The sequence below is a fragment of the Mesorhizobium newzealandense genome (genome assembly GCF_042682145.1).
Lineage (GTDB): Bacteria > Pseudomonadota > Alphaproteobacteria > Rhizobiales > Rhizobiaceae > Mesorhizobium > Mesorhizobium newzealandense.
In genome coordinates, this window is sequence record NZ_JBHUGZ010000002.1 from 68,220 (window position 1) to 89,033 (window position 20,814).

A 20,814-nucleotide genomic window follows, 5' to 3' on the forward strand; every position below is an offset into this window, starting at 1 on the left:
TCTTGTCCGGAAACCGGGACCCACCTTTCGGGATCATGCTTCAGCGCGCCAGATCGGCCACCACGGCGTCGAGCACGATCATGCCGGCCGGCGTGGCGCGGAGCCGAGCGTTGCCGATCGGCGCCACCAGCCCCTCGCCCTGCAGCACCGATAGCCGTGCGCTCGACAGGCCGCGTCCGGAAAACGCCTCGTAGCGCGAGAGGTCGATGCCTTCGGCCAGCCGCAGGCCCATCAGCAGGAACTCGTCTGCCTCTTCCGAGCGCGTCAGGATCTCGCCGCCGGTGACGCCATGGCCCTTGGCCTCGACCAGATTGGCCCAGGTTTCCGGCATCCGCTCGGCGATCGTCACCGTGCGGCGGCCGTTCTCGACGAAGCGGCCATGCGCGCCGGGGCCGACGCCGACATATTCGCCATAGCGCCAATAGGTCAGATTGTGCCGGCTTTCGGCGCCCGGCCGAGCATGGTTGGAAATCTCATAGGCCGGCAGGCCGTGCGCCGTCGTGATCTCCTGTGTCAGCGCATAGAGGTCGGCGGCGTGGTCATTGTCGGGAATGATGAATTTCTTCGCCGCATGCAGGGCATGGAAGGGCGTGCCTTCCTCGATGGTCAGCTGGTAGAGTGATAGATGATCGGCGGCGTGGCCGATCGCCTGTTCGAGCTCGGCCTGCCAGGCGTCGGGCGTCTGGCCGGGCCGGGCATAGATCAGGTCGAAGGAGAGGCGCGGAAAGATTTCGCGCGCCAGGCCAATGGCGTGCAGCGCTTCATCGACATTGTGCAGCCGGCCGAGGAAACGCAAATCCCTATCGTTCAGCGCCTGCACGCCGAGCGACACGCGATTGACCCCTGCCGCGCGGTAGCCGCGAAACCGTTCGGCCTCGACCGAGGACGGATTGGCCTCCAGCGTCACCTCGATGCCATCAGGCACCGTCCAGTTCTTCGCCACGGCGTCCAAAACCCTGGCCACGGTTTCCGGCTTCATCAGCGACGGCGTGCCGCCGCCGAGAAAAATGCTGGTCACGTCGCGCGGCCCGGTGCGCTCGCGCATCGTCGCGAGCTCGGCCTCGAAAGCGGCGGCGAAGCGGTCCTGGTCGACCGGCTGGTGGCGGACATGGCTGTTGAAGTCGCAATAGGGGCATTTGGCCGCGCAGAACGGCCAATGGACGTAGACGCCAAAGCCGGGCGCCCGGTCGAGCAGCATGCTCATGCCGAGCCCGATCTGGCCAGATCCAATCGCGCCTGGGCGAATTTCTGGAATGCGCGGGCGCGGTGCGACAGCGCGGTCGGCTGGCCGGGTTTCCAGCCGTGCTTTTCCTCGGCGCTCATCTCGCCAAAGGTCTTGTCGAAGCCGTTGGGCAAAAACACCGGGTCGTAGCCGAAGCCCAGTTCGCCGCGCGGCGGCCAGACCAGCGTGCCTTCGGCCTCGCCGCGATAATATTCGGCATCACCGTCGGGAAAGGCCAGGCAGATGACGGCGACAAAGCGCCCTTTGCGCTGTTCCGGCAATGCGGCGCCGACTTCCTGCAGCGCCACTTCGGTGCGCTGCATGGCCATGCCGAAATCGCGCGAACCGTCCGGGGTTTCGGCCCAGTTGGCGGTGTAGACGCCGGGGGCGCCATCCAGCGCGTCGACGCACAGGCCGGAATCATCCGACAGCGCCGGCAGGCCGGTCGCCTGGGCAGCGGCGAGCGCCTTGATGTAGGCGTTCTCCTCGAAGGTGGTGCCGGTCTCGTCCGGTTCCGGCAGGCCATAGTCCTTGGCCGATTTCGCTTCGAAGCCGAACGGCCCCATCAGATCGGCGAATTCGCGCAGCTTGCCGGCATTGTGGCTGGCGACGACGATCTTTTTTCCGTCAAGCGAGTGAACAGTTGGCGAATGCATCATATGCCCCAGATTCGTGGCTCGGCGAATTCGATCGAATTGCCCGAGGGGTCGCGTATATAGATCGAACGGCCGCCTTGCGGCCATTCAAATTCGCTTTCGATGGCGATCTTCCTTGCTTCAAGACGCGCTTTCCAGTCCGCGATCTCGTCGGCGCTGGCCGCAAAGCAGAGATGACCTTCGCCGACCGCGCCGTGCGGCGGCACTTTCAGTCTCGCGTCGGCTGCGGGCGGCACTTTCGTCGCCTCGGCGTTGAAAATGAGCAGCACGCCGGCCCCGCAGCGGAAGAAAAGATGCCTGCCGTCGACCTTGCCAAGGAGGGGAAGTCCAAGCACGTCGGCGTAGAAGCTTTCGGCGGCTTGCAAGTCTGTAACGTAGAGAGCGGATTCCAGGATTGCGGAAGGCGTCACGAAGCGCCCCCCTCTGGCCTGCCGGCTTGCCTGGCCCGAGCAACTGGTCTCGGCCCGTCCTTCGGACCCCCCTCAAATGGGGAGATCGGCAGCTTCAGCGCCTCCGCACATCTCGCGCCGCCGGCAGTTGGCGAAAGCCGGCCGGATAGCTGGCCTCCCTCCTCGAGGGGGAGATGGCCGGCAGGCCAGAGGGGGGCGCTCAAGCTCGGCATTTGAAAATTAAGCCACCGCCATCTGCTGCAGGCTGACCAGGCGCTGGATGCCCTTCTTGGCCAGGCCCATCAAGGCGGCGAACTGTTCTTCGGAGAAAGGCTCGCCCTCGGCGGTGCCCTGGATCTCGACGATGCCACCCTTGCCGGTCATGACAAAATTGGCGTCGGTGCCGGCGGAGGAATCCTCGAGATAATCGAGGTCGATGACCGGCTGGCCGTCATGGATGCCGCAGGAGATCGCCGCGACATGATCCTTCAGCACCTTGGCGACACTGGCCATCTGGCGGGCTTCCATCCAGCGTAGGCAATCATACAGCGCCACCCAGCCGCCGGTGATCGAGGCGGTGCGAGTGCCGCCATCGGCCTGGATGACGTCGCAGTCGACGGTGATCTGCTGTTCGCCCAGCGCCTGCAGGTCGACCACGGCGCGCAAGGAGCGGCCGATCAGCCGCTGGATTTCCAGCGTGCGGCCACCCTGCTTGCCAGCGGAGGCCTCGCGGCGCATGCGCTCGCCGGTCGAGCGCGGCAGCATGCCGTATTCCGCGGTGACCCAGCCCTTGCCGGAATTACGCATCCAGCCCGGCACCTTCTCCTCGAGGCTGGCCGTGCACAGGACATGCGTGTCGCCGAACTTCACCAGGCATGAGCCTTCGGCGTGCTTGGAGACGCCGCGCTCGAAGGAGATGGCACGCATTTCGTCGAATTGGCGTTTGGAGGGGCGCATTCAGGCTCTTTCCCGTCATTTTTCGGATTCTTGGCCGGCTTGTAACCACATGGGGCGCGTGGCGCAAAGGAAAATGGCCGGGTGATCTGATACAGACACCCCGGGTGATCTGAGTCAGACACCGGTTGCGCGGGCCGTGGTGAAGTCTATATCCTTGGGCCGGAGGTTTTTGGCCGAATGACCAAGGCAGTCGCCGAACCCAGTCTGCTGTCGCCCGCGCTTCAGTCGCTCGACATGCGTTCGCGCGACATCTTCCGGCGCATCGTCGATTCCTACCTGAAGGACGGCGAACCGGTCGGCTCGCGCAGCCTGTCGCGCATCCTGCCGTCCTCGCTGTCGCCCGCCACCATCCGCAACGTGATGAGCGACCTCGAGCATCTCGGCCTGATCTACGCGCCCCACATCTCGGCCGGCCGGTTGCCGACGCAGGCCGGCCTGCGCTTCTTCGTTGATGCCTTCATGGAACTCGGCGACCTCTCGGACGAGGAGCGCCGCACCATCGAGGCGCAGGTGCGGGCGTCCGGCTCAGGCGCGACACTCGAACACATGCTGACCGAGGCCAGCCAGATGCTGTCGGGCATGTCGCGCGGCGCCGGCCTGGTGCTGGCCGCCAAGAACGAGGTGGCGCTGAAGCACATCGAATTCATCCAGTTGGAGCCGACCAAGGCGCTGGCGGTGCTGGTGTCGCAAAATGGCGACGTCGAAAACCGCGTCGTCGAGCTGCCGGCCGGCATCACCGTCTCGCAGCTGCACGAAGCCTCGAACTTCCTCAACGCCCATATTCGCGGCCGCACGCTAGCCGAGGCGCGGATCGAGATCGCCCGCATCAAGGAAGAGACCAGGGCCGCGCTCGACACGCTCTCGCAGGACCTGGTCGAAAAGGGGCTGGCGGTGTGGGCGGGCGCCGACAGCGGCCTGCCGGCTCGGCTCATCGTGCGCGGTCGCGCCAATCTGCTCGAAAACGTCACCGCCCAGGCCGACATCGAATTGTTGCGGCACCTGTTCGAGGACATGGAGACGCAGGACGGGCTGATCCAGCTGCTTGACCTGGCCGAACAGGGATCGGGCGTGCGCATCTTCATCGGTTCGGAAAACAAGCTGTTTTCGCTGTCGGGCTCGTCGCTGGTGGTGGCGCCCTATCGCGACAAGGATGCCCGCGTCGTCGGTGCGCTCGGCGTCATCGGCCCGACCCGGCTCAACTATGCCCGTATCGTACCGATGGTCGACTATACGGCGCAGCTTATTTCCCGCATGCTGCGTTGAGCTGGGTAACCGAGGAGACGACGATGGCGCTCGAAGAATTCAAGGCCCGGATCAGCCTGTTGCTGGAAGAGATGATCAACCAGCCGGAAGACCAGCACGAAATCCACGAGCAGTTGCGCGAAAAACTGCGGGAAATGCGCGCGATGGGGCTGCCGCTGCCGGCCGATCTCGTTGAACTGGAAAAACGCCTAGACGACGATTTTTACGCCGCCGGCAACTGAGGCTGGCAAGCCACGGAACGATCGACGAAATCGCCCGTTTGTTCTCTTCGCAACCTGTCTCTGTGGCCGGGGTTGGAGGACGGAATGATCCGATTGGCCGGGCTGGCTATTCCCGCGGCGCTGTTTCTCACCGCCGCGGCATTCGCCCAGCAGGCGGAGCAGCCGGTGCTGAGAGGCGCGGCCGCCTTTGGCGACTGGCGCGCCGACAGGCCAGGGGTGCGCCGCCTGATCAAGCCGGAAGACCTGCCAAGGCCTTACGTCAGCAAATCCGCCTCGAACAGCACCGGCCTGGTCGAAAGGCCGGCAGACGCGAAGCCGAAACTGCCGCCGGGCTTTTCGGCCGAGCTGATCGCGTCGGGTATCGACAATCCGCGCGTCGTGCGCGTCGCGCCGAACGGCGACCTGTTCGTCGCCGACAGCCAAGCCAACCAGATCCGCGTCTATCGTCTCGCCGAGGGCAGCGCGAAGCTGGCGAAGGACGGCATCTTTGCCGGCGATCTCAACCGGCCATACGGCATCGCCTTCTTTCCGCCGGGCAATGACCCGCAATGGGTCTATGTCGCCAACAGCGACAGCGTCGTGCGCTTTGCCTACCGCGATGGTGACCTGAAGGCAGCCGGCGATCCGGAAACCATCGTCGACAACATTCCTGCCAGTCATCACTGGACCCGCGACATCGTTTTTTCTCCGGACGGCAAGACGCTTTACCTGTCGGTCGGATCGGGGTCGAACGTCGCCGAGGGTATGACAAAGGAGCCGGACGGCGGCTTGGAGGCGTGGGCGAAGTCGAAGCCATTGGGTGCCGCCTGGGGGTCTGAAGACGGCCGCGCAGATGTGCTGGCCTTCGACCCCGACGGCAGGAATGGCCGCATCGTCGCCACCGGCCTGCGCAACTGTTCGGGCATGACCGTTCAGCCGGCGACCGGCGCGCTGTGGTGCGTCGTCAACGAGCGCGATGCGCTCGGCGACAATGTGCCGACCGAATATGCGACCGTGGTCAAGGACGGCGCCTTTTATGGCTGGCCCTGGTATTATATCGGCAACAACGAGGATCCGCGCCACAAGGGTGAACGCCCCGACCTTGCCGGCAAGGCGACCATTCCCGATGTGCTGATACAGGCGCATTCGGCGCCGCTCAACATCGCCTTCTACGACGGAAAAAACTTGCCCGCCGGTTCCGGCTTTCCGGCCGAATACAAAGGCGACGCCTTCGTCGCCTTGCACGGTTCATGGAACCGCGGCAACAGGACCGGCTACAAGGTGGTGCGGTTGCTGTTCAAGGACGGCAAGCCGACCGGCGAGTACGAGGATTTCATCACCGGTTTCGTCGTCTCCAACGGCGAGTTGTGGGGACGGCCGGTCGGCGTGGCGGTGGCCGGGGATGGCGCGCTGATCGTGACCGAGGATGGCAACGGCACCATCTGGCGCGTCACCTATGGCGGCCGCTCCTGATGCGCATCGGCGCACGCCGGCTTGGTGCAATCGAATCCGGCTCCAGGGAATTCACGCCTGGCTGACCTTGTGTCATAAGGCGCCGTCACAATGCATGTCGCCCAAAAGTGCGCAGCGGTTTTGGGACAACGAGATGCATAAAGACCAAGACTTTGGACGCGCAAGGCCGCAACCATGACCCTTACCGGCTTCCTCGCCTACAGTGCCGCACTCGGCATCGCCGCCGCCATTCCCGGCCCCGGCGTCACCGCGCTCGTCGCGCGTGCGCTCGGCTCCGGATTCCGCTCGTCTTTGGCGATGTCCTTTGGCCTGATGCTTGGCGACCTCACCTATCTGACCGCCGTGGTGCTTGGCCTTGCCTTCGTCGCGCAAACCTTCGGCATGGTTTTCCTCGCCATCAAATGGCTCGGTGTCGCCTACCTCGCCTTCCTTGGCTGGCGCTTCTGGACCAGCGGCATCACGCCCGAGACGGTCGAGGCGAAGAAGGGCAAGGGCGGGCTGGTTTCGAGCTTCATCGCCGGCCTCACCGTCACGCTCGGCAATCCGAAGACGATGATCTTCTACCTGGCGATCACGCCGACCATCGTTGACCTGAAGACGATCACGCTGGCCGACTACGGCATTCTGGTCGCACTGACGGTTGTCGTGCTCCTGGTGGTGCTGGTGCCCTATCTGGCGCTGGCGGCCAAGGCGCGCTGGTTCCTGAAGTCGCCGCGCGCGCTCAAGGCGTTGAACCGTACCGCCGCTGGCTTCATGGTCGGCGCCGCGGCGGCGATTGCCGCCCGCCAGTAGGCCGCTTTCGGCCAAAACATTCCAGGAACGGGCTTTTCCGGGAAATGCTTTTCCGGGAGCCTGGTGTTTTAGACACGGGTCCCACTCGATATTTTCAGCCGACAGTCTATCTTGCGCGACCGAAGGCTCTATCTTGCCCACTTGCCTGAAGTTCTGGGAGCGAAACCAATGAACAAGCCCGTCACCCCTGCCCGCGTGCCCGGTCGCGGCCGCGTCTACAATTCCATCACCGACACGATCGGCGACACGCCGCTGGTGCGGCTCGACAAGTTCGCCAAGGAAAAGGGCATCGTCGCCAATCTCATCGCCAAGCTCGAATTCTTCAATCCGATCGCCTCGGTCAAGGACCGCATCGGCGTGGCGATGATCGAGGCACTGGAGGCCTCCGGCAAGATTTCTCCCGGCAAGACCACGCTGATCGAACCGACGTCCGGCAACACCGGCATCGCGCTTGCCTTCGCCGCTGCCGCCAAGGGCTACAAGCTGATCCTGACGATGCCGGAAACGATGTCGATCGAGCGCAGGAAAATGCTGGCGCTGCTGGGCGCCGAACTGGTGCTGACCGAAGGTCCGAAAGGCATGAAGGGCGCCATCGCCAAGGCCGACGAACTGGCCGCGACGATCCCCAACGCGATCATCCCGCAGCAGTTCGAGAACCCGGCCAACCCGGAAATCCATCGCACGACGACGGCCGAGGAAATCTGGAACGATACGCATGGCGAGGTCGATATCTTCGTCGCAGGCATTGGCACCGGCGGCACCATCACCGGCGTCGGCCAGGTGCTGAAGAAGCGCAAGCCCTCGGTGCATGTCGTCGCCGTCGAGCCGGAATCCTCACCGGTGCTGTCGGGTGGCCAGCCCGGCCCGCACAAGATCCAGGGCATCGGCGCCGGCTTTGCGCCAAAAATCCTCGACACCACGATCTATGACGAGATCGTCAAGGTCTCGAACGAGGATTCGGTCGCCAATGCCCGCCTCGTCGCCCGCCTCGAAGGCGTGCCGGTCGGCATCTCGTCGGGCGCGGCGCTACAGGCGGCAATCGTCGTCGGCTCGCGGCCGGAGAACAAGGGCAAGAACCTTGTCGTGGTCATCCCGTCCTTCGCCGAACGCTATTTGTCGACGATCCTGTTTGAGGGTCTGGGGGCATAGGGAACAGATTGGGCGCGGTCCTTCGCGCCCCTCTGCCCTGCCGGCATCAAAAGTTCTGCATCGGCGTTTCCGCCTGGCCCGCCGAAAAAAACCGGCCGTGGCCGCCGCCACCGGCTTGAGCAGGACCCTGCTTCCGGTTCATATCGCCACCGGCCTGCTTTGTGCGGGCCGGGGAGGATTTCATGTACAAGCTTTACACCCGTCCGGGCAGCGGCGGCTTTGTCGTCGAGGCGGCGTTGGCGCTGGCGAACGCGCCATTCGAGCAGATCGACGTGCCGAAGGCGGACCTGCCCGATCCGGCGTTCCTCGACATCAGTCCGTTGAACCAAGTTCCGGTGCTGACCTTGCCGGACGGCCGCTCGATGACCGAATCGGCGGCGATCTGCATCCTGCTTGCCGAGCGGCACCCCAATGCCGACCTGGCGCCGGCAATCGACGCGCCGGCCCGCGTCGACTTCCTGCGCTGGATGGCCTTCATGTCGTCGGTGCTCTATCCCGCGATCCTGCGGCTGTACTACGCCCATCGCTACACCACCGATGCCGACGGCACGAAGGCGGTCAAGCAGGCAGCCATTGCCGAGATGGATCGCGGCTTCGCCGTTCTCGATACCGCTCTCGAGGGCCGTGACTGGCTGGTCGGCGACCGGATGTCACTGGCCGACATCTATCTCGTCATGCTGGTGGCCTGGCACCCCGACGCCGACAGGGCGCGAGCCGCCTGGCCGAATGTTGAACGTCTGTGGGCCGGGCTACGCGAACATCCGCTGATGATGACGCTCAATACGTCGCACGAGATGTGGCCGGCCTGAGCGGATTGCCGGCGGCGAAGCTCCATCCTTCGACGCCTAATTTCTGAGCGCTGCCCGTTTTCCTTGCAGGAAGCGGCGCACCGCCGGGTCGCGTTCCAGCCCAATCGCCCGATCATAGGCCTCCACCGCTTTGCCGATTTTGCCCAGCCTGGCCAGCAGCCCCGCACGGGCTGCCCAATAAGGCTGATAATCATCAAGCCGTTTGTCGTCGCCCAGCACATAAAGGGCCGCCAGCCCTGCCGCGGCGCCCTCGGCCTCGGCGATCGCCACGGCTCGGTTGATCGCCACCACAGGCGAGCCGGCGATGACCGACAGCGCATCGTAGAAACCTCGGATCGCGTCCCAGTCGGTCAGGCCGGTCAGCCGCCGCGCCACATGGACGGACTGCACGGCCGCCTCTAGCTGGTAGCGGCCGATGACGCCCATGGTGGCGGCGCGGCGGAGCAGGGATTCCGCTTCGTCGACCAAAACGTCATCCCAAAGCGCACAATCCTGCTCGGCCAGCGGCACATAATCTCCGGCCACGTCACGGCGCGCCGGGCGGCGCGCCTCGGCAAACAGCATCAGCGCCAGCAGGCCGAACGCCTCCGGCTCATCCGGCATCAGCGAGGCCACCAGCCGGCCAAGCCAGATGCCTTCGGTCGCCAGGTTGCGGCGCTGCGTTTCGGTGCCTGCCGGATCGGACCAGCCTTCGGCGAAGGCGGCGTAGATCGCCTCCAGCACCGCATCCAGCCGCTCGCCGAGTTCGGCCCGCTCCGGCACGCGGAATGGAATGCCGGTTTCACGGATGCGGGCCTTGGCACGCACCAGGCGCTGGCCCATCGTTGCCGGCGACACCAGGAAGGCAGAGGCGATGGTCGCTGCGTCGAATCCCAGGATGGTTTGCAGGATGAGCGGCGCCCGCACACTCGATTCAATCGCCGGATGCGCGCAGGCGAACATCAGCCGCAGCCGTTCGTCGGGCAGGTCTTCATCGGTCATGCGCGCCTCCATCTCCTGCGCGATCAGCTTGAGATGCTCGCGGCCGGCTTCGCTGGTCAGCCGCCGCCGCACCGCATCGACACGCCGACGCCGCGCCACCGCCAGCAGCCAGGCTTCCGGCTTTTCGGGCACGCCGTTTCGCGGCCAGCGCTCCAGCGCCGCGGCAAAGGCGTCGGCCAGCGCATCCTCGGCGGCGGCCACGTCACGCGTGCGCGCCGCGAGCCAGGCAACCAGCTTGCCATAGCTCTGCCGGGCGGCGGCCTCGGCGGCCGCCCGGGCCGTATCTGCGCTCACAGCTGTCACGCAGTGTATTCTGCCATGTATTCTGCCATCGGCCAGATCGGCCGCACTTCCATGGTGCCGGCGCTGGCGCCGGGACAGCGTGCCGCCCATGAAATCGCCGCGTCCATGTCGGGCGCCTCGATCAAATAGTAGCCGCCGAGTTGCTCCTTGGTGTCTGCATAGGGGCCGTCAATCACATTGGTCTTGCCAGCGGCCACCCGCACGGTGGTTGCTATCTTCGTCGGTTTCAATCGCTCACCGGCCAGGAACACGCCGGCCTTCTTCATCGCTTCGGTATAGGCGCCATAGGCGGCGCTCATCTGGGTGGCCGCCTCCTTGGGCGCGGCTGCCATTCCGGCTTCGTTCGAATAGATAAGAAGCAGATACTGCATGGTCATCTCCCGTGGTTACAGGGCCGCGTCGTTGCGAGCCGGACGTATGTCGCGCGGCATGGCCCGATTTCGACAGGCTGCGGAAAAAACTTTCGGCTGCGACGGGTTTTTGTGCAAGCCGCCATCTGTTTCCTGATCCCTCAACCGTTCGTCTAACGAGCACAATTGCGGGTTGGCATTTGCGGCCCGCTGTCTAAACTCGCCCGGTTCGCATCTGGGAGGCGGTGCGGTTGTCGATATTTCAGGGAGGAAATCACGTGTTTCATTTCAGAACGAAACTTGTTGCAGCCGGCGCCGTGGCGCTCTCACTTGGCCTTGGCGTTGTTTTAGCCAAGGCGCAAGAATTCATCAACGTGCTGACCGGTGGCACCTCGGGCGTCTACTATCCGCTCGGCGTCGCATTGTCGGAAATCTATGGCAAGGGCATCGAAGGCTCCCACACCCAGGTTCAGGCGACCAAGGCTTCGGTCGAAAACCTCAATCTGCTGCAGCAGGGCAAGGGCGAGATCGCCTTTGCCCTCGGCGATTCCGTCAAGCTGGCCGCCGAGGGGAATGCAGACGCCGGCTTTCCCGGCAAGCTCGACAAATTGCGCGGCATCGCCGCCATCTATCCCAACTACATCCAGATCGTCGCCAGCCAGGAGTCCGGCATCAAGACGCTGGCAGACCTTAAGGGCAAGAGCCTGTCGGTTGGCGCGCCTTCATCCGGCACCGAGCTCAATGCGCGCGCCATCTTCGCCGCCGCCGGGCTGAAATACGACGATCTCGGCCGGGTCGAATATCTGCCCTTCGCCGAATCGGTCGAGCTGATCAAGAACCGGCAGCTCGACGCCACGCTGCAATCGGCCGGCCTTGGCGTCGCCTCGATCCGCGACCTCGCCACCTCCGTGCCGATCAATGTCGTTGCCGTTCAAGCGGAGGACGTCGCCAAGATCGGCTCGCCTTATCTTTCCGTGGTCATTCCCAAGGGCACCTATGAGGGCCAGAGCGAGGACGTCGCGACCGCCGCCGTCGGCAATTTCCTCGTCACCAGCGCCGATGTCTCCGACGAGACAGTCTATCAGATGACCAAGCTGCTGTTCGAGAATCTCGACCAGCTGGCCGCCGCGCACGCCGCCGCCAAGGCGATCGACCCGGCCAAGGCACTTGACGGCATGCCGGTGCCGCTGCACCCCGGTGCGGAACGCTACTACAAGGAGAAGGGCTTGTTGAAGTAGGGCACGGCTCGCCTTGAAGGCGGATAGACGGGTGGGCCGCTGCGTCAGTGCGCGGCCTGACTCCGACACCACCCGCCTCGCTTTGCTCGGCACCTTTCCCTCAAAAGGGTAGGGAGTCATCGCCAGGAGCCCGCCATGACTGACGCTCATCAGGAAACCCCGACCGTTCTTGTACCTGTCGGCGAAGAGCATGTAGAAGGGCTGCCGCCGGGCTTCGGCGATGGCATCGCCGGCAAGGCCGCCTTTCTCATCGCCGTCGCTTTCTCCGCTTTCCAGATCTATGTCGCCGCCTATGGCAGCATTCCGAGCCAGGTGGTGCGGGCAATGCATGTCGGCTTCCTGCTGTTGCTCGGTTTCGGCCTGATCGCCAACCTGCGCGCCAAAAGCGTGCCGGCCAAGGCCATGTTCTGGTCGCTCGGCGTGCTCGGTTTCGGCACCGGCTTGTACAATTGGGTGTTCTATGCCGACCTCATCCGCCGCTCCGGCTTTCTCACCACGCCGGACTTGATCGTCGGCGCGGTGCTGGTGTTGCTGGTCTTCGAGGCGGCACGGCGGCTGATGGGATTGCCGCTCGCGGTCATCGCCTTCATCTTCCTCGCCTACTGCTTCGTCGGCAACCATCTGCCGCCGCCCTTCATCCACCGCGGCTATGATTTCGACCAGCTCGTCGACACTTTCGCCTTTGGCACCGAAGGCATCTACGGCACGCCGATCTACGTCTCGGCGGCGTACATCTTCATCTTCGTCGTCTTTGCCGCGTTTCTCGAACGTGCCGGCATGATCGCGCTGTTCAACGATTTCGCCCTTGGTCTCGTCGGCACGTGGCGCGGCGGCCCGGCGCAGGTCTGTGTGCTGTCGTCGGCGCTGATGGGCACCATTTCCGGCTCAGGCGTCGCCAATGTGGTGGCCAGCGGCCAATTCACCATCCCGCTGATGAAGCGCTTCGGTTTCCGTTCGGCTTTCGCCGGCGCCGTCGAGGCGACTTCGTCGATGGGCGGCCAGATCATGCCGCCGGTGATGGGGGCGGTCGCCTTCATCATGGCCGAGACGCTGAACATCCCCTATGCCGAAGTGGTCAAGGCGGCGATCATCCCGGCGCTGCTCTATTTCGGCGCCTGCTTCTGGCAGGTGCATCTGGAGGCCGGCAAGGCCGGCTTGCACGGCATGGCCAAGGCGGATCTGCCCAACCCCTGGGACGCAGTGCGACAACACTGGCCGCTGGTGCTGCCGCTCGCCGCACTCATCTATCTTTTGTTCGCCGGCTATACGCCGATCTTCGCCGGCACGATGGGCCTGGCGCTGACCATCGTGCTCATCCTCGGCACGCCACTGGCGGCAGCGATCGGGCCGCTTGCCTTCCGCATCGTCTTCTGGCTGGCGCTCGGACTTGCCGCCGCCTCGTTCATGAAGTTCGGCGTCAACATCCTCGGCCTCGTCATCGCTGCGTTGATTGTCGCCTGCTTCACCTTCAGGGGCGGACGCGAAACGCTGCAAATCTGCGTCGATTCTCTTGCCGAAGGGGCGAAGAACGCATTGCCGGTCGGCATTGCCTGCGCCATCGTCGGCATCGTCATCGGCACGCTGACACTGACCGGCATCGCCTCGACCTTCATCGGCTGGATCATCTCGATCGGCGAGAACAATCTGTTCCTGTCGCTGGTGCTGACCATGCTCACCTGCCTGGTGCTGGGCATGGGCATCCCGACCATTCCCAACTACATCATCACCTCGTCGCTGGCCGGGCCGGCGCTGCTGTCGCTCGGCGTGCCGTTGCTTGTCAGCCACATGTTCGTCTTCTATTTCGGCATCATGGCCGACCTGACGCCGCCCGTGGCGCTGGCGGCGTTTGCAGCAGCTCCCATGGCCAAGGAGAGCGGCCTCAAGATCGGCATCCAGGCGACCAAGCTCGCCATTGCCGGCTTCGTCGTGCCGTTCATGGCGGTCTACACGCCAGCGCTGATGCTGCAGGACGCCGGGCCGATCGCCGACCAGTTCGGCTATCCCGTTGAGGTCGCCTACATCGTCGTCAAGGCGTGCATGGGCATCGTGTTGTGGGGTGCGGCCGCCGTCGGCTTCCTCGCCCGCCGCATGGCGTGGTGGGAACGGCTTGTCGCCTTCGCCGCCGGCGTGCTTTTGGTCGCGGCGGTGCCGCTCACCGACGAAGCCGGTTGGGCGCTGTCGCTGGCCTGGATCGGCTGGCACTGCTGGCACGCGCGGCAGGTGTCGGCCAGAGCATGATCCCGAACCGAAGGTCAGCGAATGCCAAAAATGGGATGCGGTTTTCGCTAGAGATCATGCTCAAGCAAAGAAATAGGTCCGCATGAGCCTGTGCATCCTGGCCGCCGGCAAGACGGTGACGCTTTCCGTCGCCGCCTTCACGCTGTCCTGGACACATTCGGTGGAACGGACGCGCTGGGAGGAGGACTGGAAGGTGATGCCTTCCGGCCTGCAGGTGGTCGAGGCGCGGATCAAGGGCTCGGGCGCCGGGATGGAACCACCGGAAGGCGCGGTGCTGAAAGACGGCTGGTGGCTCTATGCCCCCAAGGTCGGGCAGCAGCCGCACCTCGTGCTCGCCGCCTCCGGCGCGACGGGCGACGGGTGGACGCTGTGCACGGTTCAGGGCTGCCGTGAGCTGGACAATGCGGCCGGCGGCACGATTGTGCTGGAGCCATGCGAATCCACCGGTTCCAGCCAGCCGCGATAGCGCACGATCAATCCGGTGAGCGGATGGGAAATCTCGACATGGAAGCGGAAGCGGCCATCCTTCACGACCTCAAACGATGTCGAACGCGGGCAGAGCCACATCGGCAATGGCAGCCCGAGGATGCTCCAGCGGCGCAGGACCAGCGACAGTTTTCCGTCCTCGGTCACCAGCGCCATGGCAAAGGTCAGCGGGCCAAATCGCTCGCACAGCAGCCGCTGCGAGCGGCCACGGCCAGCAAACTGGCGGCTGGAAAATCTGTGCGTGCCGAATGTCCGCGTCCAGGTCTCGCCATCCTTGTCGACGTCGAAACGGACCTGCACCGGGATATCGTCGCTCGCCTTGGGAAACCCGACCAGCGACGCCGTTAGCCGGCCAAGGATATTGTTCCCGCGCTCGACGCTGGCGCGGCCCTCGGCCCTGCTCGCGAGGTCATGCATGGTCCGGATTTCCTTGGGGACCCCTCGCCAGGCATCGCCGAGCAGGGTGGCATAGAGCGGTTGATCCGGGCTGGCTGCTTCCGTGTCGTCGCGAAAGCCGGTGTAGATCGTCCTGGAGGCAAAAAGGGCTTCGTAGTCCTCGAGTTCGAGATCGTGCACCGCTGCCCGGGCGCCCGGTGCGAACGCATAACCGTCCACCGCTTTGCGCACCAAGGCCTCGACCGCCATCGACGGGATCAGCGGCCCGTCGTCGCCTTCGGCCAGGAGATGCCATGAGCGTTTGACCGGCGCGCCGGACTGGTCTGCCCCCTCCACCGCGACGAACATGCCGCCGCGATGCTCGCCCCAGCGCAGCCGGTTGGTCGCCCAATGCATCAGCGGAGCCATTGGCGACAGCGAGCGAAGCAGCCCGAGACGCACGAGCCAGGCAAGGCCAATCAGGGCGCGATGCAGGATCTCGGGAACCGGACCGGCGCCCATCCAGATGGCTTTGGCCTGCGGCCAGAGTTCCGCCAGTGCGCGCAGGTCCGGCACGTCGACGAGCGAGAACAGCGTATCGTTGAGCGGCACGCGGCCGGGCGGCGCGATCGTATAGCGCATCTGTTCGGTGAGTGGATGGCCTTGCGCCTCGCTGCCGTCGCGCACCAGCGCGACCGGCTGGCCGGCGTAGTTTGCGATGGCGCGAATGACATTTTCGCCGACGCCGGCATAGGGCGACGGCGCGATGCCGCCTTTGATGCCGTCGACCCGCGTCATATCCGATGACAACCGGCGCACCACCGCCGCCGTCAGCACCGGAAAGCTGGAAACACCTGACAGCACGAACATCCCGGCCTGCTTCGCGGCCGTGTCGAAGGCCGGCACGCCGGCGACGAAATCCGAACCGTCGGCGAGATCGAGATAGTTGACGCCTTGGCCGATGCAGGCCTCGATCAGGCGATAGCGCCCCTCGCCATAGGCCTGGAACGGACCGCTGGCGTCGACCAGCGTATCGGGGCGCAGCGACGCCAGTTGCGCGGCCAGCTCACCATCCCTGTCGAACACCGCCGGCACCAGTCGCGCTGCGACAGCGCCACGGCTGCCGCACCAGGCCTCGGCCCTGGCCAAGGATCGTCCGGCGACGATCACGGTCAGGCGCGGTTCGTTCTCCAGCAATTGGACGATGCGGCCGCCAAAAATGCCGTAGCCGCCGACAATGAGAAGCTTCATCCGCCGTTCCCCCAAGCGCCTCTTTGTTTCGATGCATGGCGTTGTCTCAAAACCGGGGCCACTTTTGAGCGACATGCATTAGTCGATCAGCCGTCCCCGCAGCTCCGCCGACGGAATGTCACAGCTCTCCTTCCGGCCGAACAAGGCATAGCGGTTTTTGGCGATGCGGTTGTAAAGCCAGTCGCGAAGCGGGCACGGCAGCAGCAACAGCACCTTGGCCGCTCGCCATGGCCAGCCGAGCTCCGCCATGACGGCAACGAAGCTGTCGAGCTGCGTGAAGGCGGCGCCGTCGACCAGGACGAGATTGGTTTCGTAGGAGACCGTACGCAGCCCGTGCTTTTTGAACAGCGCCTCGCCGAACGGCGACTGCGCGGTGGCGAAACGGAAGCGGCTTTTGCGGTCGAGCCTCACCACCATGCGCACGAAGCCGGAGCACAGCACGCAGACACCGTCGAAAACGATCAGCGGGTGGCGTGCTTCGAAGGGTTCAGAGGGACGGCTTGACTTGGGTCGACTTGGATGGGGCCGACTTGAATGGGGAAGGTCGGTCACGCGGGCCTCGGCTGCTTATGCCCTAAGACACTAAGCCAGCCGGAGGCGGCATCAAAGCCGTGGCGATGTCGCACGCCGCCTGTCGGCGAAAACCGAACGCTCGGCGCGATAGGTGGTGGCGCGGGATTCTGCGGCCGGCCGGCAGATCCGGCTATCGTGGCGGCTCTCGAAGGTCATGGTCAGCGCGCGCCCAGCGAATTGCCGCGACGGGCGCTAGCCGGGCCGGGGCCGCGCATGTAGTAGCGCTCCGGCCGATAGGTCGGCGAGACGAATTCGCGGATGGCGGCGGCATAGCCTATGAGGTGCGTGAGGAAGTTCATTTTACCTGTCCCTGTCCCGATTTTCGGATGTCCCTTCCGAATTGCGGTCATCATAGCGTCGAGGCGTGAATAGTCGGTGAACACGATGTTAATATCTGGTCGAAAAGGCCTTGGTTCGTGGCCGGAATGCGGCTGATTCGGGGTCTTTGCGTGTAGTCCGTCGACATTTCGGCCAATGTGACTTTTGCATCACATATGTTTCGTTTGAATGTCGCCCGCGCGCGGTTCTGTTTCAATTTTTGCCGCGTCCGTGAAATTTCCGTGCTGGCCGCCACAAAGCCCAGGCGAGCCTGGTCCTCCCAATCAGCGCGCTGTCGCGGAACTGGAGCGGCGTCTGTCCGTTCTCACCTTCATCGGGTTCTTGAAGGGAAAAAATCATGGCGCCGCGTCCGGCCTGGAAGGGCTATCTGAAGCTGTCGCTGGTCACCTGTGCCGTCGAATTGACCAACGTCGTCAGCCACGCCGAGAAGGTCTCGTTCCGGGTGCTGAACCGCAAGACCGGCAACACGGTGAAGCGCATCTATGTCGATGCGGAAAGCGGCAAGCCGTTGCGCGATGGCGACGAGATCAAGGGCTATGAAGTTAACGACGGCGATTTCCTTCAAATCGAGGAAGACGAGATCGAGGCGGTGCAGATCGAGTCCTCGCACACGTTGAGCCTCGAAGGTTTTGTCGACAAAACCTCGATCCAGCAGATCTATCTGGACACGCCCTATTATGTCGCGCCGGCCGACAAGATGTCGGAAGAGGCTTTCGCCGTCATCCGCGATGCCATGGCGGACAAGACGATGGCGGGGCTGGCGCGCATCATGCTCTACAGCCGCGAACGCCCGGTGGTCATCGAACCGCGCGGCAAGGGCATGGTGCTGACGACACTGCGCTACGACGACACGGTGCGCGAGGCGGATACTGTCTTCGGCGACATCAAGGCGGTGAAGAGCGATCCGGAAATGACCGATCTGGCCGAGCGGATCATCGACAAGAAGAGGGCCAAGTTCGATCCGTCGCAATTCGAGGACAAATACGAGAATGCGCTGCTGGAGCTGATCCGCGCCAGGAAGGCCGGCAAGAAGGCGTCGAAGGCCAAGGCAGCGCCCAGACCGTCCAATGTCGTCAATCTGTTCGACGCGCTGAAGAAGAGCCTGTCGTCGGATGCCGGTTCGTCGAAGGCTTCCACGTCGGCGAAAGCCAAGCCGGCGGCCAAGCGCGCCAGGCCGAAAGCCGCTGCCAAGCACAAATCGGGCTGAGGACACTGTAGAGATGGCCAGCCTCGAACAGTACCACTCCAAGCGCGATTTCAAGAAGACCGCCGAGCCGGCAGGCAAGGTCGCGCGCGGCGAGAACGCCAAGGCGGGCGGTATCTTCGTCATCCACAAGCACGCGGCGACCCGGCTGCATTACGACCTTCGCCTCGAGCATGACGGGGTGCTGTGGAGCTGGGCCGTGACGCGCGGCCCGAGCCTCGACCCGCATGAGAAACGGCTGGCCGTTCATGTCGAGGACCATCCGATCGACTATGCGCCGTTCGAGGGCACCATTCCCAAGGGCGAATATGGCGGCGGCTCGGTCATCGTCTGGGACGAGGGCACCTGGACCCCCGAAATCGACCCTGCCAAAGCGATGAAGGAGGGCCACATCAGCTTCGAGCTCGAGGGCCACAAGCTGCATGGGCTCTGGCATCTGGTGCGGCTGAAGCCGCGCGCGGGCGAAAAGCGCGACAACTGGCTGCTGATCAAGTCGGACGATGCCGCCGCGCGCCCAGGCGAGGATATTCTCAAGGACGCGCCGGAATCGGTGAAGTCGGGCCTGACGATCGAGGAGGTCGGCGAGGGCAAGACCGCCAAGGGCAAGAAACGAGAGGTCTGGCATTCCAACAAGCCGGCCGCCGGCAAGGCGAAGGCCGGCGGACGTCTCGACTTTGTCGAGCCCCAGCTCGCCACGCTGGAGCGGGAGGCACCGCCGGGCAAGGACTGGTTGCACGAGGTGAAGTTCGACGGCTATCGCATGCAGGCGCAGAACGCCGGCACCGAGGTGCGGCTGCTCACCCGCACCGGGCTCGACTGGACGCAAAAATTCGGCGGCGCGATTGCCGCGGAACTCGCCGGACTGAAATGCCGCGACGCCATCATCGACGGCGAGATCGTCGTGCTGGCCGACAGCGGTGTTTCCTCCTTCGCGCTGCTGCAGGCCGATCTGTCGGCGAAACGAACGGATCGCTTCGTCTACTACGTCTTCGACCTGATGCGGCTCGATGGGAAGGATTTGCGCCGCGAGCCGCTGGTCGAGCGCAAGCAGGCCTTGCAGGACCTGCTTGGCCAGCAGCCGGATAATGCGGCGGTCCGTTTCTCCGACCATTTCGCCGAGCCCGGCAAGATCATGCTGGAGCATGCCTGCCGCATGGGGCTGGAAGGCGTCGTCTCCAAGCGCGCCGATGCGCCCTATCGCAGTGGGCGTGGTCCTTCCTGGGTGAAATCGAAATGCACGGCGCGGCAGGAATTCGTCATCGGCGGCTATCTGCCGTCGGACAAGACCGGGCGTGGCTTGCGTTCGCTGCTGGTCGGCTATCACGAGGGCGGCAAGCTTCACTATGCCGGCCGCGTCGGCACCGGCTTCTCCGCCAAAGGCGCCATCGACCTCAAGACGAAACTCGATGCGCTAAAGGCGAAGGATTCGCCTTTCGATGCGGCCGTCCCGAAGGGCAAGGGCCTGGTCTGGGTGAAGCCCGAACTGGTCGGCGAAGTGGAGTTCCGCAGCTGGACCTCAGACCGTATAATACGCCATGCCTCGTTCCAGGGATTGCGCGAGGACAAGCCGGCGGAGGAAGTCGTGCAGGAAAAGCCCAAGGCATCGACAGGCAAGGCATCGACAGACAAGAACCCGGCCAAGGCGAAGCCGGCGGCAAGCGGCACCACCTATCCTGCCGGAGCGATGACGACCACCGTAAAACTCTCCCACCCCGACAAGCTGCTGTGGCCCGAGGAAAAGATATCGAAGCAGGGGCTGCTCGATCACTACGCGCAGGTGTGGCCGCGCATGGAGCAATTCATCGTCAACCGGCCGCTCAGCCTGGTGCGCGCGCCCGACGGCGTCGGCGGCCCGCGCTTCTTCCAGAAACATGCCTCGGCTGGCATGAGCGACAAGATCGCCCGGATGAAAGACCCGACCGACGGCGAGGAGATCCTGTTCGTCCGCGATTTCGACGGCGTTGCAGCACTGGTCCAGTATGGCGTGGTCGAGATCCACATCTGGGGCTGCACCATCGATCAACTCGAGAAGCCGGACCAGATCATCTTCGATCTCGACCCCGATGAAGGCGTCGACGTGAAGGCGGTGCGCGAGGCGGCGCTCGATATCAAGGGCAAGCTCGGTGATCTCTCGTTGCCGAATTTCGTCAAGACATCGGGCGGCAAGGGTTTTCATGTCGTCGTGCCGCTGAAACCTTCGGCGGATTGGGAAGCGGTGAAGACCTTCACCCATGATTTCGCCAAGGCGCTCGAACAGGCCTCCCCCGACCGCTACACGGCGACGCTGTCGAAGAAGGCGCGCACCGGAAAGATCTTCGTCGACTATCTGCGCAATGGCCGAGGCTCGACGACCGTCGCGCCCTATTCGTCGCGCGCCAAGAAAGGCGCCACCGTGTCGATGCCGGTGACCTGGGCGAAGATCGAAGCAGGGCTGGCGCCGAACGCCTTTCCAATCGGCGACAAGACGACCTTGAAGCAGCTTGCCGAAGCCGATCCGTGGGTGGATTTCTTCAAGCAGGGGAAGGTGTTGAAGCGGGGGTAGTTTGTCCGCAGATTCGCAAGCGTG

Annotated in this window: 20 protein-coding genes; 11 read left to right on the top strand and 9 right to left on the bottom strand. The window is 64.4% G+C overall.

Annotated elements, in window-relative coordinates:
- Window positions 1-40: 40 nt before the first annotated feature.
- From hemW to rph, 4 genes are all read right to left on the bottom strand, one after another.
- Window positions 41-1,204 carry a radical SAM family heme chaperone HemW gene (gene hemW, locus ACFSOZ_RS04440; protein ID WP_379094046.1) on the bottom strand — a complete coding sequence of 388 codons (1,164 nt, stop codon included), beginning with the start codon at window positions 1,202-1,204 and terminating at the stop codon, window positions 41-43.
- Window positions 1,201-1,878, bottom strand: a complete 678-nt coding sequence (gene rdgB / locus ACFSOZ_RS04445; protein ID WP_379094958.1) for an RdgB/HAM1 family non-canonical purine NTP pyrophosphatase — start codon at window positions 1,876-1,878, stop codon at window positions 1,201-1,203. The genes hemW and rdgB overlap by 4 nt, the downstream gene beginning before the upstream one ends.
- Window positions 1,878-2,288 carry a VOC family protein gene (locus ACFSOZ_RS04450; protein ID WP_379094049.1) on the bottom strand — a complete coding sequence of 137 codons (411 nt, stop codon included), beginning with the start codon at window positions 2,286-2,288 and terminating at the stop codon, window positions 1,878-1,880. The genes rdgB and ACFSOZ_RS04450 overlap by 1 nt, the downstream gene beginning before the upstream one ends.
- Window positions 2,289-2,507: 219 nt before the next feature.
- The gene (rph, locus tag ACFSOZ_RS04455) at window positions 2,508-3,224 is read right to left on the bottom strand and encodes a ribonuclease PH (RefSeq protein WP_379019093.1); all 717 of its coding nucleotides are present in this window, start codon (window positions 3,222-3,224) and stop codon (window positions 2,508-2,510) included.
- A 177-nt stretch (window positions 3,225-3,401) separates the two neighbouring features.
- Here rph and hrcA point away from each other — a divergent pair, with 177 nt between their 5' ends.
- The 6 genes from hrcA to ACFSOZ_RS04485 all read left to right on the top strand — a co-directional run bounded on the left by hrcA (window position 3,402) and on the right by ACFSOZ_RS04485 (window position 8,910).
- Window positions 3,402-4,487 (top strand): heat-inducible transcriptional repressor HrcA, encoded by a 1,086-nt coding sequence (gene hrcA, locus ACFSOZ_RS04460; RefSeq protein ID WP_379094052.1) that lies wholly within the window; start codon window positions 3,402-3,404, stop codon window positions 4,485-4,487.
- Window positions 4,488-4,510: 23 nt separating this feature from the next.
- Window positions 4,511-4,708, top strand: coding sequence for a hypothetical protein (locus ACFSOZ_RS04465; protein ID WP_379094055.1), 198 nt, complete (start codon window positions 4,511-4,513; stop codon window positions 4,706-4,708).
- Between the two features lie 84 nt (window positions 4,709-4,792).
- A complete protein-coding gene (locus tag ACFSOZ_RS04470) occupies window positions 4,793-6,160 on the top strand; it encodes a PQQ-dependent sugar dehydrogenase (protein ID WP_379094058.1) in 1,368 nt (455 codons plus the stop codon).
- A gap of 174 nt (window positions 6,161-6,334) precedes the next feature.
- Complete coding sequence (locus ACFSOZ_RS04475) at window positions 6,335-6,952, top strand: LysE family translocator (RefSeq protein WP_379094061.1); 618 nt, start codon at window positions 6,335-6,337, stop codon at window positions 6,950-6,952.
- A gap of 168 nt (window positions 6,953-7,120) precedes the next feature.
- Window positions 7,121-8,101, top strand: coding sequence for a cysteine synthase A (cysK, locus tag ACFSOZ_RS04480; protein ID WP_379094064.1), 981 nt, complete (start codon window positions 7,121-7,123; stop codon window positions 8,099-8,101).
- A 182-nt stretch (window positions 8,102-8,283) separates the two neighbouring features.
- Window positions 8,284-8,910 carry a glutathione S-transferase family protein gene (locus ACFSOZ_RS04485; RefSeq protein WP_379094067.1) on the top strand — a complete coding sequence of 209 codons (627 nt, stop codon included), beginning with the start codon at window positions 8,284-8,286 and terminating at the stop codon, window positions 8,908-8,910.
- Window positions 8,911-8,946: 36 nt separating this feature from the next.
- Here ACFSOZ_RS04485 and ACFSOZ_RS04490 read toward each other — a convergent pair whose 3' ends face one another.
- Complete coding sequence (locus tag ACFSOZ_RS04490; RefSeq protein ID WP_379094070.1) at window positions 8,947-10,194, bottom strand: RNA polymerase sigma factor; 1,248 nt, start codon at window positions 10,192-10,194, stop codon at window positions 8,947-8,949.
- On the bottom strand, window positions 10,191-10,565 hold the full coding sequence (locus ACFSOZ_RS04495; protein WP_379094073.1) for a YciI family protein: 375 nt from the start codon (window positions 10,563-10,565) through the stop codon (window positions 10,191-10,193). Before ACFSOZ_RS04495 ends, ACFSOZ_RS04490 begins: the two co-directional genes overlap by 4 nt.
- Window positions 10,566-10,822: 257 nt before the next feature.
- On the opposite strand from ACFSOZ_RS04495, the gene ACFSOZ_RS04500 reads away from it, so the two are divergent.
- The 3 genes from ACFSOZ_RS04500 to ACFSOZ_RS04510 all read left to right on the top strand — a co-directional run bounded on the left by ACFSOZ_RS04500 (window position 10,823) and on the right by ACFSOZ_RS04510 (window position 14,486).
- Window positions 10,823-11,782 carry a TAXI family TRAP transporter solute-binding subunit gene (locus ACFSOZ_RS04500; protein WP_379094076.1) on the top strand — a complete coding sequence of 320 codons (960 nt, stop codon included), beginning with the start codon at window positions 10,823-10,825 and terminating at the stop codon, window positions 11,780-11,782.
- 135 nt (window positions 11,783-11,917) lie between these two features.
- Window positions 11,918-14,020: a TRAP transporter permease gene (locus tag ACFSOZ_RS04505; protein ID WP_379094079.1), complete on the top strand. Its 2,103-nt coding sequence runs from the start codon at window positions 11,918-11,920 to the stop codon at window positions 14,018-14,020.
- A gap of 82 nt (window positions 14,021-14,102) precedes the next feature.
- Window positions 14,103-14,486: a DUF1850 domain-containing protein gene (locus ACFSOZ_RS04510; protein ID WP_379094082.1), complete on the top strand. Its 384-nt coding sequence runs from the start codon at window positions 14,103-14,105 to the stop codon at window positions 14,484-14,486.
- On the opposite strand, the gene ACFSOZ_RS04515 is transcribed toward ACFSOZ_RS04510, so the two are convergent.
- The 3 genes from ACFSOZ_RS04515 to ACFSOZ_RS04525 all read right to left on the bottom strand — a co-directional run bounded on the left by ACFSOZ_RS04515 (window position 14,399) and on the right by ACFSOZ_RS04525 (window position 17,004).
- Window positions 14,399-16,132 (bottom strand): SDR family oxidoreductase, encoded by a 1,734-nt coding sequence (locus ACFSOZ_RS04515; protein ID WP_379094085.1) that lies wholly within the window; start codon window positions 16,130-16,132, stop codon window positions 14,399-14,401. The genes ACFSOZ_RS04510 and ACFSOZ_RS04515 overlap by 88 nt on opposite strands.
- A 78-nt stretch (window positions 16,133-16,210) precedes the next feature.
- Window positions 16,211-16,684 carry a thiol-disulfide oxidoreductase DCC family protein gene (locus tag ACFSOZ_RS04520; protein WP_379094088.1) on the bottom strand — a complete coding sequence of 158 codons (474 nt, stop codon included), beginning with the start codon at window positions 16,682-16,684 and terminating at the stop codon, window positions 16,211-16,213.
- 179 nt (window positions 16,685-16,863) lie between these two features.
- Window positions 16,864-17,004, bottom strand: a complete 141-nt coding sequence (locus tag ACFSOZ_RS04525; RefSeq protein WP_379094091.1) for a hypothetical protein — start codon at window positions 17,002-17,004, stop codon at window positions 16,864-16,866.
- 377 nt (window positions 17,005-17,381) lie between these two features.
- Here ACFSOZ_RS04525 and ku point away from each other — a divergent pair, with 377 nt between their 5' ends.
- Both ku and ligD read left to right on the top strand, forming a co-directional pair.
- Window positions 17,382-18,251: a non-homologous end joining protein Ku gene (gene ku / locus ACFSOZ_RS04530; protein WP_379094094.1), complete on the top strand. Its 870-nt coding sequence runs from the start codon at window positions 17,382-17,384 to the stop codon at window positions 18,249-18,251.
- A 13-nt stretch (window positions 18,252-18,264) separates the two neighbouring features.
- Complete coding sequence (ligD, locus tag ACFSOZ_RS04535; protein WP_379094097.1) at window positions 18,265-20,790, top strand: DNA ligase D; 2,526 nt, start codon at window positions 18,265-18,267, stop codon at window positions 20,788-20,790.
- The last annotated feature ends 24 nt before the right edge of the window (window positions 20,791-20,814 follow it).

Excerpts from the sequence above, each read along its gene's own strand:
- hemW (WP_379094046.1), bottom strand. The coding sequence starts at position 1,204 with ATGAGCATGCTGCTCGACCGGGCGCCCGGCTTTGGCGTCTACGTCCAT.
- rdgB (WP_379094958.1), bottom strand. The coding sequence starts at position 1,878 with ATGCATTCGCCAACTGTTCACTCGCTTGACGGAAAAAAGATCGTCGTC.
- rph (WP_379019093.1), bottom strand. The coding sequence starts at position 3,224 with ATGCGCCCCTCCAAACGCCAATTCGACGAAATGCGTGCCATCTCCTTC.
- hrcA (WP_379094052.1), top strand. The coding sequence starts at position 3,402 with ATGACCAAGGCAGTCGCCGAACCCAGTCTGCTGTCGCCCGCGCTTCAG.
- ACFSOZ_RS04465 (WP_379094055.1), top strand. The coding sequence starts at position 4,511 with ATGGCGCTCGAAGAATTCAAGGCCCGGATCAGCCTGTTGCTGGAAGAG.
- ACFSOZ_RS04470 (WP_379094058.1), top strand. The coding sequence starts at position 4,793 with ATGATCCGATTGGCCGGGCTGGCTATTCCCGCGGCGCTGTTTCTCACC.
- ACFSOZ_RS04475 (WP_379094061.1), top strand. The coding sequence starts at position 6,335 with ATGACCCTTACCGGCTTCCTCGCCTACAGTGCCGCACTCGGCATCGCC.
- cysK (WP_379094064.1), top strand. The coding sequence starts at position 7,121 with ATGAACAAGCCCGTCACCCCTGCCCGCGTGCCCGGTCGCGGCCGCGTC.
- ACFSOZ_RS04485 (WP_379094067.1), top strand. The coding sequence starts at position 8,284 with ATGTACAAGCTTTACACCCGTCCGGGCAGCGGCGGCTTTGTCGTCGAG.
- ACFSOZ_RS04495 (WP_379094073.1), bottom strand. The coding sequence starts at position 10,565 with ATGCAGTATCTGCTTCTTATCTATTCGAACGAAGCCGGAATGGCAGCC.
- ACFSOZ_RS04505 (WP_379094079.1), top strand. The coding sequence starts at position 11,918 with ATGACTGACGCTCATCAGGAAACCCCGACCGTTCTTGTACCTGTCGGC.
- ACFSOZ_RS04510 (WP_379094082.1), top strand. The coding sequence starts at position 14,103 with ATGAGCCTGTGCATCCTGGCCGCCGGCAAGACGGTGACGCTTTCCGTC.
- ACFSOZ_RS04515 (WP_379094085.1), bottom strand. The coding sequence starts at position 16,132 with ATGAAGCTTCTCATTGTCGGCGGCTACGGCATTTTTGGCGGCCGCATC.
- ACFSOZ_RS04525 (WP_379094091.1), bottom strand. The coding sequence starts at position 17,004 with ATGAACTTCCTCACGCACCTCATAGGCTATGCCGCCGCCATCCGCGAA.
- ku (WP_379094094.1), top strand. The coding sequence starts at position 17,382 with ATGGCGCCGCGTCCGGCCTGGAAGGGCTATCTGAAGCTGTCGCTGGTC.
- ligD (WP_379094097.1), top strand. The coding sequence starts at position 18,265 with ATGGCCAGCCTCGAACAGTACCACTCCAAGCGCGATTTCAAGAAGACC.